Here is a 17672-nt window from a genome sequence, read left to right as displayed (position 1 = left end):
ATAAATATAATAAAATCAATAAAACTTAATAAATCTTAAGCGTACATTAATGTATTTCTAATACTATATTTTAAAATCTGTTGGATCATATTCTTTAGCTTTAGGCTCACCAAACACTGCTCTAGCACTCTCTGCTTGAGGATCATGCTTTATATTTTTCTTTTTAAATTTTCCGTCTTGCATTTTATTATTTTTGGTGTTTCTCATCTTACTACTCATTCTAACCACTCCTTTCTCAATTTTAGCTTCTCCCATAAAATATTTAAATATTCTTTAAAAATATTTTATAAAATTTGAATTTTATTATAAAAATATGTTTAAAAGCTTACAATTTATAATTCTCTTATGCTATTATAAATTCAGACATCTTCAGAAAATAACTTAGTATTTTATAAATAAAAATTTGGAGGTTATAATGATTGAAATAAAAAATTTAAATAAAAGCTACAGTGACTCTACTAAAGCATTAGATGATCTTAATATAACTGTTAAAGATGGAGAAATATTTGGTTTTCTAGGCCCTAACGGAGCTGGGAAAACTACTACTATTAAAATGATTACTGGAATCATAACTCAAGATAGTGGAGAAATTTTGTTAAATAATATTAATACCTTAAAAAATTCTATTGAAGCTAAAAAGCAATTTGCCTTTGTTCCTGATAGTCCTGACATGTTTTTAAGACTTAAAGGTATCGAATACATTAATTTTATGGCAGATATTTATGAAGTTCCTAAAGAAGTAAGAGTAGAGAGAATTAAAACTCTCTCAGATAAGCTTGGAATTGAAAATGCATTAAATAATAAGATTCAAAGTTACTCACATGGAATGAGACAAAAAATAGTTATAATAGGTGCACTAATTCATGATCCAGATATTTGGATATTAGATGAACCTCTTACTGGATTAGATCCTAAATCTTCCTATCTATTAAAAGAAATGATGAAAGATCATGCCAGTAGTGGCAAAACTGTATTCTTTTCTACTCACGTATTGGAAGTTGCAGAAAAACTTTGTGATAGGGTTGCTATAATTAACAGAGGAAAATTATTATTTTGCGGGACCTTAGATGAAATGAAAGAACACTTTAAAGAAAATACTTCTCTTGAAAATATGTTCTTGGAGATGATTGAAAATGAATAAAATTTACACTTTAACAAAAGTTTTAATTAAAAATGGTAATCAAAATTATGACTCATCTAAAAAAAGGAATAAATTTGATTCCAAATTAATAGCTTTTTTATTACTTTCATTAATCCTCTGCATTCCTATTGGATACTTTGCCTCTTCTTTATATCAAATGTTAGAAACGATGAATAAAGAGTATTTATTGATAAGTTTTTCTTTATCCTTTGTAAATATTTCTATAATATTATTTAGCTTTACTCAAATAATTACAACCTTTTATTATTCTAATGATATAGATAAACTTTTACCCTTACCTCTTAAACCTAATGAGATATTATGTTCTAAATTTGTGTCAGTATTAATTTACCAATATTCTTTTTGTTTAATATTATTTTTGCCTTTTTATGTTGTTTATGGCATTAGAGCTTCCATGGGATTAGCTTATTATATATATGGAGTAATAATTTTTACTTTTACACCAATAATACCTCTTGTAATTTCTTCAATTATTATTATGGTCATTATGAGTTTCACTAACCTCAGTAAGCATAAAGATAGATTTAAAACTATAAGTGGAATTATAGCTATTTTATTTTTCTTTTTAATTAATATAGGTACTCAAATTTACAGTAGAGTAAGTAATAGTACTGAAAATATATCAAATATAATTAAAAACGATAATAATTCTATTTTAAATATTCTTTATAAAGTAATGTTCCAAATTGAAATAGTAACCAATTCTATTATTAACAGTGGTAATGCAAAAGGATTTCTAAACATATTGTTATTTATAGGCTCTAGTATTGCTTTCTTTTTGATTTTTATGTTTCTTGCTAATAGACTTTATTTAAAGGGGATAGTTGGTGGATCCGAAAGCTTCTCAAAAGAGAAAAAACTTACTTTACAGAACTATAATAAAGCTTTAAGGAAAAACTCTCCTATAAAAAGTTATGTAATAAAAGAACTTAAAATTATTTTTAGAACTCCTGCCTATGTTACTAATTGTGTTGTTTATACTCTTCTATTTCCTTTGCTTTTTATAGTTCCTTTAATGATAGATAATAATATATCTCAACTTATAAGTGAAGCTAAGGTAATGATGTCTAACACAAATGATATTGGAATTATTTTAGGCAGTATAACTCTACTGTTTTTGCTTCAAGGTGGAAGTAATATAGCTGCAACATCATCAATTTCAAGAGAAGGTGAAAACATTATAGTTGCAAAATACATTCCTATAAGCTACAAACTACAAATCTTATCTAAGGTTATAAGTTCTGTAATCATAAATGGGTTAAGTATATTAGCTATTTTAATCTTTTTTATAATACTCTTAACTCCACCTCCTGTAATTATTGTATTAAGTATTATAATTGCTATATTAATATTGTTTTATGGTTCAATGCTAGGAGTTTATATTAATTTAAAAAATCCTAATTTATTTTGGGATGATGAAAGCAAAGTTGTAAGTAAGAACAGAAGTTTAACTATGTTAAATTTTATAAATCTTATATTTTTAGTAGCCTATGCTATATTTGTGTTTCTTGTTAATCCATCTTTATTATTATGGACTATAGTGACTCTAGGAATTTTTATCATATTAAATATAATACTTTATAAAAAATTGTGTAATAAAGGGGTTAAAAGATTTAGTAAGCTATTAAATAATTAAAATATAGTATGTTTGTAATGTATACTGGAATATATATTAACTTTTCAAGTAATATGTGTATATATAACCTATTAACATATAAATTCTTTAATGAATTTTAAAAACTAGCAAATTCATTGCTAGTTTTTAAAAATATGTTATTGTAATTCTTTTAAAAAAGAAATCAATTCTAACCTATTTATATATTTTTAATCTGCCAATCAATTGGATTTTTATTTAAGCTTTTTAATATATCATTAGCTTTCATAAAATGATTACATCCAAAAAATCCTCTACTAGCAGATAATGGACTTGGATGGGCTGCCTTCAATATAAAATGATTCTTATTTGTTATAAGCTTAACTTTTTCTTTTGCATTATTTCCCCAAAGAATAAATATCACTGGATCCTCTCTATCATTTAAGATTGAGATTACTCTATCTGTAAATATCTCCCATCCCTTATTTCTATGAGAGTTTGCTTCTCCTGCTCTAACAGTAAGTACTGCATTAAGTAATAATATTCCTTGTTCCGCCCAATTAACTAAATATCCGTTATTAGGAATATAACACCCTAAGGTATTATGAAGCTCTTTATACATATTCAGTAATGAAGGTGGTGTTTGTACCTCTGGCTTTACTGAAAATGCTAATCCATAAGCTTGGTTAGGTCCATGGTAAGGATCCTGACCTAATATAACTATTTTTGTATCCTTATATGAAGTTAACTTTAAAGCGTTAAATATATTGTGCTTATCTGGATAAATAGTTTTAGTCTTATACTCTTCAATTAAAAATTGCCTAAGTTTTTTATAATAGTCTTTCTCAAACTCATCTTTTAATAGTTCATCCCAATCATTATTTAAAACAACCATATTTATCTCCTTTTTAATTATTATAATTTTAAGTTTTATACTATTTTTATTATAAGCTTATCTTTTTAATGTATCTTAAGTCCTAAATCTATATTGAACACTCTCTTTCTTAAATATACTCTATTTTTATCTGGTAAATATATGCTATACATTATTATAACAAAAAATAAAAGTTTATAGCTTATAATGAATGTGTATACTAGTTATAAATATTATAGTTCACTCTTGCTTTCTTATGTTTACCTGCTAAAATCACAATTGGGTTGACAATTATGATAAATATACTAATTTAAAAATAAAAAATTTAGGTATTATATTTTTATAACATTTTTTGTCTTTAAAAGACTTTTTATTCCATTAATCTTTGGTATAATAATTATGAGGTGATTACATGTGCATTGAAAATTTAAAATATAGTATTAAAAATTCCAACAACATAGTATTTTTTGGTGGTGCAGGGGTGTCTACTGAATCTTCTATCCCTGATTTTAGATCTGCTGAAGGATTATATAATTCTTCTAATAATAAGAAATATAATCCTGAAGAAATATTAAGCCACAGTTTTTTCATAAGATATCCAGAAGATTTCTTTAGATTTTACAAAGAAAAAATGTTATATCCTAATGCTTCTCCTAATAGTTGTCATTATGCTCTATCAAAACTTGAAAAAATAGGTAAACTAAAAGCGGTTATAACTCAAAATATAGATGGATTGCATCAACTTGCAGGAAGTAGAAATGTTTTCGAACTTCATGGATCTGTTCATAAAAATTTCTGTATAAAATGTAATAAAAATTTTAGTTTAAATTATGTTTTAGATAGTGATACATTAGTACCTTATTGTGATAATTGCGGTGGCATTGTAAGACCAAATGTTGTATTGTATGAAGAATCTCTAGACCAACAAATTTTAACTGACTCTATAGAAGCTATTGCAAATGCGGATACTTTAATTGTAGGCGGTACATCTTTAGTTGTTTATCCAGCTGCTGGTCTTATAAGATATTTTAATGGGAAAAATTTAGTATTGATAAATAAATCCTCTACTCCTTATGACAATTATGCTCACTTAGTTATAAATGAAAGTATAGGAAAGGCATTAAACTTTATAAATGAAGAATAGGTTAGTCAACTGACTATTGACAATTAAAAATTAAATTAATTCTATTCAAATTAATTTTTTTAATACACTCTTAATTACTTTATAATAAAAATATCTAAGTAGCTTTTTCAAAAAACAAGTTAAAACTTCTCCACGAAGGGAGAAGTTTCTATAATTGTTATTTCTTAATTATTCATTATTAAAGTTTTAGTTCTCTTATAATTTTAACTGTATCCTTATATCCAAGCTCCATTCTTTTTAGGGCATTCTCTAATGAGAAGTCTAAAGTTCCATTAAAAAAATCTCCAATAGGTTCACTAGGTATAATTTCAATAATTTCTAGACCTGGAAAAGGTTCTTTATCTATTATATAACCTTTTTTTAAATGAACTGCTATTATTTTTTTATATCCTGCTTCATACAAAGGTAGTATTGGTATATTTTCTACAATCCCCCCATCAACATACTCAATATCATCAATAATTTCTGTACCAAAAACTAGTGGAAGGGCTGAAGTTGCTAATAAAATTGTTTTAACTTTTTCTTTTTCACAGTTATTTAATTTAAAATATTCTGTGTTCATATTGCTTCTATAACAAAGTATTTTAGGTTTATTTAAAGGAGCTTTGCAACAAGAAGCAAAACATTCTATATCCGTATGAGACAATCTCTCTAAATCTACTAAATTATCTAAAATATTTATTATCCCTTCTTTAGAGAATATACCATTAACCTCCATATTTTCAATTCGTTTCTTTAAACTTACACTTCTTTTTCTTTCTCTAAACTTTATATAGCTCTCCTTTAAACATCTTAAATAATAAATATATTTTTTTTCTTTTAAATAACTTTTTTCACCATTAGTATTTTTCATTTTTTTATCATCATAGTTTTCTTTAATAGTTTCTATGATATTTTCTTTTTTATTTTCTTTTCCGAATGCCTTTTCTGGTGATATAGAAGTCCATAGATTTAAGGCTAAGTCATATTCACCTAAAGCAAATAATACCCCATTTAATGCTCCTATAGATGCTCCTGCCACAGCACCTATAGAATCCTCTATCCCATAATCCTTAAGTGCTCTCCATACTCCTATTTCATAAGCGCCTTTTCCTCCACCACCAGCTAGAGCAAGCCCCATTCTCTCCTTCATAAACTCACTCCTTTAATTAAGTTATAACTATACATATACAATAAATATTTTGCTCTTGAAAATAAACTATATTAAATCAATTGTTCCCATTTTTTTATTAGTTCTTCTAAACTATTTTCTATAAATAATTTTTCCTCATATAAAGTATTTAAACTTTCATAATCTATAGAGTTGGATACCATCTCTTTCTCAATATTTTTTAATCTTATCTCTAGACATGATATTTCCTCTTCTAAATCTTCCACTTTTTTTTCTTTATTTTTTAACCTTTTATCTTCATTAACACTTTTATAACTTTTTTTACTAATAGTTTTTTCATTTATGGTTTTTACTTTATTTTTCTCCTCATTTTTCTTTTCTTTATAATAATCATAGTTACCTATATATAAATTTAATTTACCACTATTTAATTCAACTATACCATGACATAGTTGATTTATAAAATATCTGTCATGAGATACAAAGAAGATACTACCTTCAAATTCTTTTAAGCACTCTTCTAATACTTCTCTTGAGTCAATATCTAAATGGTTAGTAGGCTCATCTAATATTAGTAAATTAATCTCATTATACATAAGCTTGCATAAACATAATCTACTTCTTTCTCCACCAGAAAGGTTTTTGACTTTTTTAAAAACTTCTTCACCAAAAAACATATATTTTGCAACATACTCCCTTGCCTTACCTTCTGTTATTGAAATGTCTTCTCTAAAACACTCTAAAACAGTATTATCCTCATTGTTAAACTTAATCTTTTGAGGTAAATAGCCTAACTTCACTGAAGCCCCTAACTCTGCCATACCACTATCTCCACAATATTCTTTTTCATTAAAGCTTTCATCAAAATTATTTAAAAGTATTTTTAAAAGTGTTGATTTTCCTGTACCATTGTCTCCAATAAGAGCTATTTTTTCTCCATAAGTTAAAAGAAAATTAGCTTTATCTAGTAAAATCTTATCATTGAATCTTTTACTCAGCTCTTTAATTTTTATTACTTCTTTACCAGAACGATTTTTTACCTCTAGTGATAATTTTATATTTTCTTTCTCTATTTTGGGTTTTTGAAATTTTTCCATTTTTTCTAACCGTTTTTCCATACTTGCTGCTCTTTTGAAAAATTTAACATTATCAGCTCTTTTTCCCCATTCCCTTAAATCCTTTATGGTTTTTTCCATAGATTTTATCTTCTTTTGTTGATTTTCATAAGCTTGTAACATTCTAAGAATATTATCTTCTTTTTCTTTAACATATGAAGAATAGTTTCCCATATAAACTGTAGATACCATATCTTCAATTTCTACAATTTTATTAACAACCCTGTCTAAGAAATATCTATCATGAGAAACAATAATTGATACTCCTTTATAATCTTTTAAATAATCCTCAAGCCACTCTATAGATTTTAAATCTAAATGATTAGAAGGTTCATCTAAGAGCAAAATCTCTGGTGACTCTAGTAATATCTTACCCAATATTACAGTAGTTTTTTCTCCACCACTTAAACTATTGAATATTCTATTTTTAAAACTCTCAGTAATTTTTAAGCCATTACAAATCTTACTTAGTTTTTCTTCTATATCATATCCTCCTAAAATTTCAAAAGATTTCTGTAGATCCTCATATTTATATAAAACTTTTTCCAAATCTTTTCCTTGAAGTATGGACATTTTATTTTCTAGTATCTTCATCTCTCTTGCAATCTCATTAGCTTCATTAAAAGCTAAATCAAGTACATCTATTACCCTAAAATCATCATTATACTGAGGAAGTTGATCTAAATATCCTATGGTTGCATCTTTTCTTACAGTTACCATACCTCCATCATTACTTTCTATTCCACCAATTATTTTTAAAAGTGTACTTTTACCACAACCATTTCTTCCTATTAATCCTATTCTTTCTCCGCTATGAACCTCAAAACTTATATCCTCTAAAACCATTGTAGCTCCATAGTATTTTGAAACTTTATTTAAAGCTAACTCTATCATATTAATCCCTCCATATATTTCTCTAATATTAATTTTTTATAAAATAAAATAAGCCTAATAATATCCATAAAACTTTCGCTCATACTTATGGACATATTGGCTTACAAGAATAGCTATTCTTTTTTAAATATTAAAAGCTCTATGGAAAACCCATAGAGCTCAAAAAATACTTTTCCTTATAAAAAAGCTACAGATATACTCATGGATTTACACTTATATTAGCAATATACTTAAAAAAGGACAGACTACTCCCGTAAAAATCGATATTTCCATTTTTTGCAACGGAACTACTATATTTTTGATTTTTGTCTGTCATATTGCTAATATTAAATTCCATTTTCTACCCTCCTTTTCTTAATTATTTATATATTTTGTAATTAAAAGATTACACTATTTATATTCTAATTTATTTACATATATATTTCAACAATTTTTAATATTTATTTTATTTCTATCCTTCTTTTTTCTACTTTACTATCATTTAGTTTAGGAATAATTATGTTTAATACTCCATTATCAAACTTTGCATCAATATTATCTTCGTCAATATTATCTACATAAAAGCTTCTTTTAAATGTACCATAACTTCTCTCTTTTCTTACATAATTATCTTTTTTATCCTCAACTAGATTTTCTCTTTTAGCACTAATAGTTAAATAACCATTATTATAATCTAGATATATATCTTCTTTTTTTATTCCTGGCAAATCAGCTTCAATTATATAAGATTTTTCATCTTCTTTTAAATCTACTGAAAAACTATTATAATTTATTCTTTCTAAGAAATCTTCATCAAAAAATTGATTCATTAACTGATTAAAAATATCCCCTCTTTTACTTATAGAATTATGTCTTTTCCATGGCATTATTTCAAACATATAAAAACCTCCTCAATTTTTTTATATTATTTGTATAACACCTAATTTTATTCAAAAGATTAAAACTAAAGACAGTAATGATTATTCTCACTACTGTCTTTCATATTTTAATTAAACATCCTTATTTTCCAACATTTTATTTATCCTAATTAAAATTTTATATTTTATAAGATTTCTAAACAATCCACGGCCATACCTCTTTAGAAATCAATTTTTTCTAGCAAAATTACCTAATTTAGTATAAGTTTTCACTTTATTTTTCCATTAGCAAATATACTTAAGTTAGCTAATCTCTCAATATTTACTCCTAATCTCTCCATAATTTTCTGTTAAATGATGATGTTATTTTAAATGATTTATTGGAAAATTATCTCTATAGTCTTTTACTTTTAGATTATGAATTTTCTAAATTTTTATTTTATACATTTCCTTATGTCAAATATGTCCTCTTTTTTTTCTGAAGTTATAATTAATTTATCCCCTGCTTCCAACACAGTAGAACCATTAGGTGTAACATATTTTCCATTACGATTAATTGTAATAATTAAAGAAGTTTTAGGAAATTGAATATCAACAATAGGTTTATTTATAACTTTAGAATCTTTATTAATTTTAAGTTCAAATAGCTGATTCTTAAAACTATCATACCTATCTACAAACTTATCATTATCTAGTTTTCCCATATCTTCTTCAGCTAGATCCAAAAGCTTTGCTACTTTAGGCAAAAAAGTGCCTTGAATTAAAACAGAAGTAACAGATATAAAGAATACTATATTAAATATCATAGGTGCAATATCTATACCTGCTAACAATGGGTAAATTGAAAAAACTATAGGTGCAGCTCCTCTTAACCCAACCCATGATATTAAAAGTTTTTCTTTAAATGTAAAATCAAAAAATGATAGTATTATAAACACACATAGTGGTCTTGCAACTAAAACCATAAATATTGATATCATAAGTCCTGTACCACTAATAGATGTAAGTTGTTTAGGAAATACTAATAGTCCTAGGGTTATAAATAAAATTATCTGCATAAGCCAAGATTGACCATCAAAAAATTTCATTACAGTTTTTTTGTGTATAAAACTACTGTTTCCTAGTATTAATCCTGAAATGTATATAGCTAAAAATCCATTTCCACCAATTAAATCTGTAATTGAAAAAGTAAATATAGCCATAGCTATAGTTAACACTGGATATAACCCATCAATGTCTAACTTAATCTTATTGATTATAAATACCATAAGCTTGCCAAAAAAAACTCCTAGTAATGAACCAATAACCATTTGCATAAAAAATAATGCAATAAAGTTAGCTATACCCATATCACCTTCTGTTAAAAGGCCAAGAATTGATACAGTCAACATATAGGCCATAGGGTCATTGCTACCACTTTCTAGTTCCAATAATGGTGCCAAATTCCCTTTAAGTTTTAAACTTTGTGAACGAAGTATGGAAAATACCGCTGCGGCATCAGTAGAGGAAACAATTGAACCTAATAACATTCCTTCTAAAAAACTTAAATCTGTTATAATGTAAACAAAGCATCCTACTGTTATAGCAGTAATTAAAACTCCACATGTGGATAAAAATACTCCCTGCTTAAATACTGGTTTTATAACATCGTATTTTGTATCTAATCCACCAGAGAATAAAATGAAGCTTAATGCAACAGTTCCTATAAATTGTGCTATTTTGGGATCATAAAAATAAATTTTCCCTATACCATCAGAACCTGCTAACATACCAACAACCAAAAATAATATTAAAGTTGGTATTCCAATTTTATATAATATCTTACTAGCAAAAATACTAACAAAAAGTAGTATAGAGCTTATAAGTAAAATATTTTCTACTGTTAGCATATTTTTCACCCCCAAAAGTTTTAAGATTTTATTGTATAAAGCCGTTAATTTCCTTATTTAAATCTTTACACTTTAAATAAGTCTTAAATTTCTTTATGGAGTAATGTATATAGGAGCTCATGTTGTTATTATAACATAGTTCGCATAAAAACTTCTATAATTTAGATTAAATTTTTCTATAAAATCAAATCTGAAAAATAGTCAATTAGTATATTATATATGAATCTATTAAAATTTTTATGTATTTTTCTTTGTTAATCACAGGCTACATTTATTTATCTTTATTTTTCTTTTTTATAACAGGTAAATATTTCATTAAAAATAAAATAAGCCCATAATAGGCTTATTTTAAATAGCAATTTCACTTTCATTTTCTATATCTTTTATAACATTGTTAATCCATTTGTTTGAAATAAATCTTTTAACTAATACCACTACTTTTAAAGTTTCCTCAATAGCAGTCATTAGTGCAACTATATAAACAGGAAGTTTAAATATAAAGGCAGCGACAAAAGCTAATGGTATTCCTATAAACCATAGTGTGATACCCTGCACCATAGCACCAAACTTTGCATCTCCTCCTCCTCTAAGTACACCTACAATAAGCATAACATTATATACTTTTGCAGTCATAACTACGGCATAGATATACAAAATTAGTAATGCATCATTTAATACAGCCTGTGAAACATTAAATAGTGATAATACCATTGGAGCACTTAAAGCAAGAATAAAGGATAACGCTAGTCCAACCAATGCAGATACTGTACATAGTCTTCTTGCATAAAGTTTACCTCTTTCTTCACGTCCTGAACCAATCTCTTTTCCTACAATAACTACTGAAGCATTAGCTAATCCAAAAGTAATTATCATAAATAAATTTTGAACAGTTGTACAAATTTGTATTGCTGCGGAAGCTTGAGTACCTATTCTTCCGTAGATTATTGCATAAGTTACATTTCCAAATCCCCAACAAGCTTCATTAAGCATAACAGGTATTATAGTTGCATAAACACTCTTAACTAAATCTTTAGTTATACTAAAGATTTCTTTAAATTTAACTGCTAATATTCCCTTAGTAAAATATATAGGAGCTACTAATATAATTGATTCTACTATTCTTGCAATTAGGGTAGCAAGTGCAGCGCCCTTTACTCCCATAGCCCCAAATCCAAATTTACCAAATATAAATACATAGTTTAATATTCCATTACAAATTAATCCTGCTAAACTAGCCACCATAGGAAGTACTGTATTTTCAATGCTTCTAGAAGCTGCTGCAAAGTTAAAGCTAATAGCCGTAAATACATAACTTAAACATACTATAATTAAGTATTCACTTCCTAGTCTTATAACTTCTATATCTTTATTAAATATTCCTATAATTGATTTTGGTATTAATAATGCTATAATGGTAAATAATGCAGTTATTACCATACCACTTATAAGTCCAATACCTAATACTTTTCTTATGTTTTCCTTGTCTTTTTTACCCCAAAGTTGAGATATAAATACGGAACACCCAGAACTTATACCCATAATAAATATACTAAATAAAAAATAATACTGATTTGCTATACCTACTGATGCTAATTCAGTTTCTCCAACCATACCAATCATAACTGTATCTAACATATTTAATGAAGATGCTATTAACTGTTGTAATACAATAGGCATGGACAATAGAAATAAGCTCTTATAGAATTTTTTGTCGTTAAAAAGTTCTTTAAAGTTTATCTTTAAACTCAATTTTATTTCTCCTTTCTCTATGTTTTTAGATAAAAAAAACACTTTGAAGATTTTCAAAGTGTTTAACTTCAGCACTTGTATATCTTTTTTTGTAAAAGATATATAAAGCAGATTATTGAATTTCATATATTTTTTTAAATTCCTATAGAATTATATAAAATTTTTTCTTCTATGTCAATAACTATTAAAAGTTATATATAAATTATTGTGATAATAACCTCTTCTCACCAGTTATTTCTTGAATGGACTTTATATTTTGAGTTACTTCTAATGTCCCTATATATTCATCCTTTTCATTTTTGATTGCAAAATATCTTATATATACATATAATTCTCCCATTTTAATCCAAAATTCTTCACTATGCTTCTTTCCAGATTTAAAATCTTTAAGCATTTGTTCTACAATATGAACACTTGCAGGTGGATGACAATTTTGAACAGTTCTTCCAATTACAGATTTAGTTCTTGCAAATATCCTCTCTTGGCTCTGAGAAAAATATTTTACTACATCATCTTTATCAATAAAAGTAATATCCACTGGTAAATGATTAAATATAGCTGATAATTCCTCTATATTCAAAATTCCTGTATCTAATTTAATATACTCTTTTTCAAATCTATTATCTTCTTTTGCATATTTCATAGCCATTCGCTGAGGTTTCCACTTTTCTACTACATCTATTAAGCAATATCCTATTTCATCACTATCTTCCATTATTTCAACCCATTCATCTTCTGTTAAAGTTTCTAATAATAACGGAAATAATATATTTTCTTCCTTAAAGATCATATCTAAAATTTTTGTTGTAATGATATTAATTTTTTCTTCCAGCACTTCTATATCACCATTAAAATTAATTAAAATATCTTTTATATCTTTTATATCTCTTCTTATTTCATCATCTACAGCCCACATAACTTTAGGTGGAGCTTTAATTTTATATTTTTCCATATAAGGAAATAATATATTTTCTTTTCTACTATAGTGTTTGTCTATATCCCATAGTAAATTAAATTCTTCTAATAGCTTTAGTAAATTTTCATTGGTATTTTCCTTTTTATATAATACTAAAGCTTGTAATATATTTTTATTTAAGAGGTTTTCTATTGCTAGGTTCTCCATTTTTAAAGTATAGATAGGATGTCCTTTACTATTTTCAGTTCTTTCATCTCTATGAATTTCCTCAATTGAACCTTTAAATACTTCAGCATGAACATCACATAATCTCTGAATCTCTTCTACTTCCATTCCTTCCTTTATTAAGGCTGCTTCCATTTCAGATATTTCATTTACAGAGACATTTTTTATAAGAGTTTCAAATTCCTCTTTGACTTCTTCTACACTTTTTCCATTATGCAAATCTTTTATTATTTTCTTTAACCTTTCCTCTCTCTTATTTTTATTTATTTTTTTTATTTTCTCTATTATTTATAAGCTCACTCATATGCTCTACCTCCTTTTCTATTAAACTATATAATAACCTTCTTTTATTAGTTTTTCTTTAACTTCACTTATGTCATAACCTTTTATTTTCGCACCTTTAGGAATGGTCATAACTCGTCCAACTGTATTTAGCATTTTATCATTAGCTATATTTTCAAATCCTATACTTTTTAACCTTTCTTTAAGCCTAGAATTTTCCTTGCATAGCTCATAAATAGTTTTATTCATATCTAATATATTCTTCATACTTCACCTTCTTTTTAAGAATATATCTTAATTTATTAATTCAAGTATAAGAAAGATCTCTCTAATAAACTGTGATTTAAATCAAAATTTAAAAATAGAGTAAATGTAAAAAAATTTTCTACTAAATTTTGATACAATATTTCAAATATCTTATTTATAATAAGTAAAAACAATTTAAGCTTTACACAATTTTAATACAACAAAGTAAACCTATTAATTTTTGGGAATATATGTAATAATATTCCATAGCATATTATCTTTAATAGAATAAATGCTTATAAATACAGCATTTATTTATTGTTCATCTTTTATTCTCAATCTGCGCAATATTTTACATAATATTTACAATAATGGTGATATAATAAAACATATTTGATACTAAAAGGTGATGTAATGTGAATGATGTAAATTTAATGTTAAACAATGAAGACTTATCAGAGATGCTAAATGCCTTAGAAAATTTAAATGAAGTAGGTGATTATGAATATATCTTTAAAAAAAATGCTGTAAAATTCTCAGAAGAACTTAGTAAGGTAGTTGGTTGTAATCAAAAAAAGCTCATGTTAACTGCACTAGAAATTTTATATGAATATATTCATCCTAGTGACTTAATTTATTTATATTACAAAAGTAAAAAACTTAAAAAAAATAAAAGTTATAACTCAAAATACAAATTATCAGAAATAATTGAAGATGATATATACATATATAGTAAAGATACATACGGTAAAAATAATATTCTTTTAAAAGAAGCCTTAGAGTATAGTAATCTTAAAACAGAATTTTTATCAAATATGTCTCACGAACTTAGAACACCCTTAAATAGTATATTTAGTTCTATTCAACTCTTTAAGGTATATCTTGATAATGAAGATAATTTAAAAAGTAAAGAAAAACTATATAATTATGTTAATATAATGAAACAAAACTGCTATAGACTGTTAAGATTGATCAACAATCTCATCGATTCCACAAAAATTGATGCTGGGTTTTTATCTTTAAATATGCATGATCAAGACATAATTTGCATAATAATAAACATCTGTAATTCTATTAAAAATTATATAGAAAGTAAAGATTTAATCTTTACCTATCATAGTACAATTACTAGTAAAATAATGAGCTGTGATGCTGAAAAAATAGAGCAAATAATTTTAAATTTATTATCTAATGCTGCAAAGTTCTCAAAGCCTCATAGTAAAATTCAGCTGAACATCTCTGAAAATAATGGTAACCTAATCATTTCGGTAAAGGATAATGGTATAGGAATCCCTAAAGAAAAACAAAGGATAATCTTTAATAGGTTTAGACAAGTACAGCCTCTTATGAACAGAAATCATGAAGGTAGTGGTATAGGCCTTTCCATTGTGAAATCTCTGGTAGAAATGCATAATGGTGAAATCTCTGTTATAAGTGAAGAAAATGTAGGAAGTGAATTTATAGTGGAAATTCCTATATTACAAAATAAAAATTGTAATTATAGTGAAAATAAACAAATAAATTTTAACCCTATAGAAAAGATATATATGGAATTTTCCGATATATATAATTAATAAAGCATTTTGATTAATGAATTACCTTTATAATTGAATCAAAAAAACCTTCTTGTAAATGGTGTATAGTAACTCCATTTACAAGAAGGTTTTTTTGATCTTTTAATATGATACCTAAATTTAAGCAATAAAATTTTAAAATTAATAACTTTTGCACTCTTCTTTATTTAGCCTTACTAATAATTTATAAATATGTTCTCCTAATAGCATCATTGCCAGATAATTTCCTACCATATGGATTATATCATAAGGTATTCCTCTTATCCAATAAGCAACAGCAAAACTAAGATCATTTAATATTATATAAGGAAGGGCAAAAAGCATACCAAAGATTAAGCCGAAAACTCCTGAAAATATAGACCAAAGTAAAAAGTTTTCTTTATTTATCCTTGTAAATAATAATGTCAGTATAACTAATAATGGCCAAACAAAAACATAGCTAAACCACCATAATCCAATTCCGTAGATTAGCCCTTCTATAAGAATAAATAATAGTGCTATAATTATAGCTTTTTTCCTAAATACAAGTGTATAAACAATTAAAAGCATTGATACAAGTTCTACATTCGGTAAAAAGCTTAAAAACATTTTTGATACTGTGATTATTGAAGATAATAACACTATTATAATTAACTCTCTGGTTTTATTCATAATATTTACCAGCCTGTTGTAAATATAAACTCAAATCTATCTCCATCAGCTATCGGAGTTTCGTCTATTCCTGCTGTTGCATCCACTCCGTTTATTGTAAGTTTCCACCACTCTTGTTTATTCTTATCTGCTAAAATTCCATCTACTTTATTTACATATCTTCCAAATTGTGACTTTTCTGCATCTATTATCTTCATCTCATCCAATGCCTTTCCTAAAAATTCAGCATCTGTTGAATGTTTATGTTCTTTTTCATATTTATCTTTTTCAGATTTAACAATTACTGTTATATTTTTATTTCCTTTAACGGTTTCAACTTTTGCAAATTTTCCATAAGCGAAATAACCTACAACAGCAATAAGTAAAATTAAAATAGTTGTTATAATCCTTTTATTGTTATTCTTCATAACTATATCCTCCTATATTTTCCATATAAATTAAGTCGATATAAGCCCCTGACTAATCAATTTCTATTTAGCTATATTCAAAAATAACTAGTCAATATTTTGATATATTTTCTTTCAGATATCCTAGCTGATTCCATAATAGTTTCTATTTTAAAATAGAAACAACTTGTGTATTGCTCCTTTCTATATTTAAATTTAAATTCTATGTATTACAAAATAAAAAACTCTCTTTCTTTAAATGTAAAAGAAAGAGAGTGGCTTTCTGTAAAACTAAACCAACTCTTCCCTCCGAAGAAAAGCTTGAATATACTGTTTAATAAGTATCCTGGCTCTCGTTTCAACCTCAAAGCGTCTTCCCAGATAAATTCCAGTGACTATTGCTCTTTGTCCACGATTACAGTAGCGGGGGCTGCTATGGCTTAAAACCATATTCCTTACAGAACAGCAAATATTAATTTATTTTAATTCTATCATATGAGAATTTAACTTTCAATAAATCTAGTGAATATAGGTATGCAATGTGAAAATTTAAAATATACTGAAAGAAATAATTTTTTATAAAAATAACTTAACTTTTTAGAGATTAAGGGTTAATACTTAAGAATATGAATTGAAGATGAAATTCACCTTTAGTGAATTTTTTAAAACAAAATTTATTCTAAAAAGCTCCAAGAACTTTGATGATGAAGTTTTAACAACAATTCGTATCTTTCATTCTATTTTTTTATTTACGAACAATAATTTTTGTTATAGAAATCAAAGTAATGTATAAGTTAAATTTTCATTAATAAAGCCTATAAATACAATTATTTAAAAAGATTAATTTTTTATATTGATAAGAATTATCAATTTGTCTTTATTAATAGACTATTAAACTATATAATGATAGAAAAGATAAAAATTAATCATTATAAATAATATTAAAATATTCATATATATTATTATGACAAAATTTTTGTTAATTATTATTTATATTTTATCT

Annotated in this window: 16 protein-coding genes and 1 riboswitch; of the genes, 4 read left to right on the top strand and 12 right to left on the bottom strand. The window is 25.7% G+C overall.

All coding sequences use genetic code 11. From position 1 onward, the window contains the following. Positions 1–63: 63 nt before the first annotated feature. Entirely contained in the window at positions 64–219 is a 156-nt protein-coding gene (locus tag ACWPW7_RS12170; protein WP_163247980.1) for a CPC_1213 family protein, read from the bottom strand. Between the two features lie 196 nt (positions 220–415). On the opposite strand from ACWPW7_RS12170, the gene ACWPW7_RS12165 reads away from it, so the two are divergent. Both ACWPW7_RS12165 and ACWPW7_RS12160 read left to right on the top strand, forming a co-directional pair. Next, positions 416–1141: an ABC transporter ATP-binding protein gene (locus ACWPW7_RS12165; RefSeq protein WP_454053718.1), complete on the top strand. Its 726-nt coding sequence runs from the start codon at positions 416–418 to the stop codon at positions 1139–1141. Then, on the top strand, positions 1134–2798 hold the full coding sequence (locus ACWPW7_RS12160) for a putative ABC transporter permease subunit (protein ID WP_454053717.1): 1665 nt from the start codon (positions 1134–1136) through the stop codon (positions 2796–2798). The genes ACWPW7_RS12165 and ACWPW7_RS12160 overlap by 8 nt, the downstream gene beginning before the upstream one ends. Before the next feature lie 178 nt (positions 2799–2976). On the opposite strand, the gene ACWPW7_RS12155 is transcribed toward ACWPW7_RS12160, so the two are convergent. Next, positions 2977–3651, bottom strand: a complete 675-nt coding sequence (locus ACWPW7_RS12155) for a uracil-DNA glycosylase (RefSeq protein WP_454053716.1) — start codon at positions 3649–3651, stop codon at positions 2977–2979. Between the two features lie 391 nt (positions 3652–4042). Between ACWPW7_RS12155 and ACWPW7_RS12150 the strand changes: the two genes are divergently transcribed. After that, positions 4043–4774 carry an NAD-dependent protein deacylase gene (locus ACWPW7_RS12150; protein ID WP_454053715.1) on the top strand — a complete coding sequence of 244 codons (732 nt, stop codon included), beginning with the start codon at positions 4043–4045 and terminating at the stop codon, positions 4772–4774. Between the two features lie 178 nt (positions 4775–4952). Here the strand turns inward: ACWPW7_RS12150 and ACWPW7_RS12145 are convergent, their stop codons facing one another. From ACWPW7_RS12145 to ACWPW7_RS12110, 8 genes are all read right to left on the bottom strand, one after another. Next, positions 4953–5906: a patatin-like phospholipase family protein gene (locus tag ACWPW7_RS12145; RefSeq protein ID WP_454053714.1), complete on the bottom strand. Its 954-nt coding sequence runs from the start codon at positions 5904–5906 to the stop codon at positions 4953–4955. Positions 5907–5977: 71 nt separating this feature from the next. Continuing rightward, positions 5978–7894 carry a ribosomal protection-like ABC-F family protein gene (gene abc-f, locus ACWPW7_RS12140; protein ID WP_454053713.1) on the bottom strand — a complete coding sequence of 639 codons (1917 nt, stop codon included), beginning with the start codon at positions 7892–7894 and terminating at the stop codon, positions 5978–5980. Between the two features lie 199 nt (positions 7895–8093). Further along, positions 8094–8231, bottom strand: coding sequence for a hypothetical protein (locus ACWPW7_RS12135; RefSeq protein WP_454053712.1), 138 nt, complete (start codon positions 8229–8231; stop codon positions 8094–8096). A gap of 103 nt (positions 8232–8334) precedes the next feature. Next, positions 8335–8772, bottom strand: a complete 438-nt coding sequence (gene hsp18 / locus ACWPW7_RS12130) for a heat shock protein Hsp18 (protein ID WP_454053711.1) — start codon at positions 8770–8772, stop codon at positions 8335–8337. A gap of 413 nt (positions 8773–9185) precedes the next feature. Further along, positions 9186–10640, bottom strand: coding sequence for a potassium/proton antiporter (locus tag ACWPW7_RS12125; RefSeq protein ID WP_454053710.1), 1455 nt, complete (start codon positions 10638–10640; stop codon positions 9186–9188). Positions 10641–10988: 348 nt separating this feature from the next. Next, positions 10989–12389, bottom strand: a complete 1401-nt coding sequence (locus ACWPW7_RS12120) for an MATE family efflux transporter (protein WP_454053709.1) — start codon at positions 12387–12389, stop codon at positions 10989–10991. Between the two features lie 202 nt (positions 12390–12591). Beyond that, a complete protein-coding gene (locus tag ACWPW7_RS12115; protein WP_454053708.1) occupies positions 12592–13749 on the bottom strand; it encodes a DUF438 domain-containing protein in 1158 nt (385 codons plus the stop codon). Between the two features lie 105 nt (positions 13750–13854). Beyond that, entirely contained in the window at positions 13855–14079 is a 225-nt protein-coding gene (locus ACWPW7_RS12110; protein WP_454053707.1) for a DUF1858 domain-containing protein, read from the bottom strand. A gap of 395 nt (positions 14080–14474) precedes the next feature. On the opposite strand from ACWPW7_RS12110, the gene ACWPW7_RS12105 reads away from it, so the two are divergent. Continuing rightward, positions 14475–15632, top strand: a complete 1158-nt coding sequence (locus ACWPW7_RS12105; protein ID WP_454053706.1) for a sensor histidine kinase — start codon at positions 14475–14477, stop codon at positions 15630–15632. A 141-nt stretch (positions 15633–15773) separates the two neighbouring features. Here the strand turns inward: ACWPW7_RS12105 and ACWPW7_RS12100 are convergent, their stop codons facing one another. Both ACWPW7_RS12100 and ACWPW7_RS12095 read right to left on the bottom strand, forming a co-directional pair. Then, positions 15774–16283, bottom strand: a complete 510-nt coding sequence (locus ACWPW7_RS12100) for a hypothetical protein (protein ID WP_454053705.1) — start codon at positions 16281–16283, stop codon at positions 15774–15776. Positions 16284–16288: 5 nt separating this feature from the next. Beyond that, complete coding sequence (locus ACWPW7_RS12095; protein ID WP_454053704.1) at positions 16289–16690, bottom strand: DUF4430 domain-containing protein; 402 nt, start codon at positions 16688–16690, stop codon at positions 16289–16291. Between the two features lie 298 nt (positions 16691–16988). Beyond that, a riboswitch (cobalamin riboswitch) is annotated at positions 16989–17191 on the bottom strand. Positions 17192–17672 lie beyond the last annotated feature (481 nt).

It is taken from the genome of Clostridium sp. Marseille-Q7071, assembly GCF_965112025.1.
This window is presented reverse-complemented; position numbering and strand designations above follow the sequence as displayed.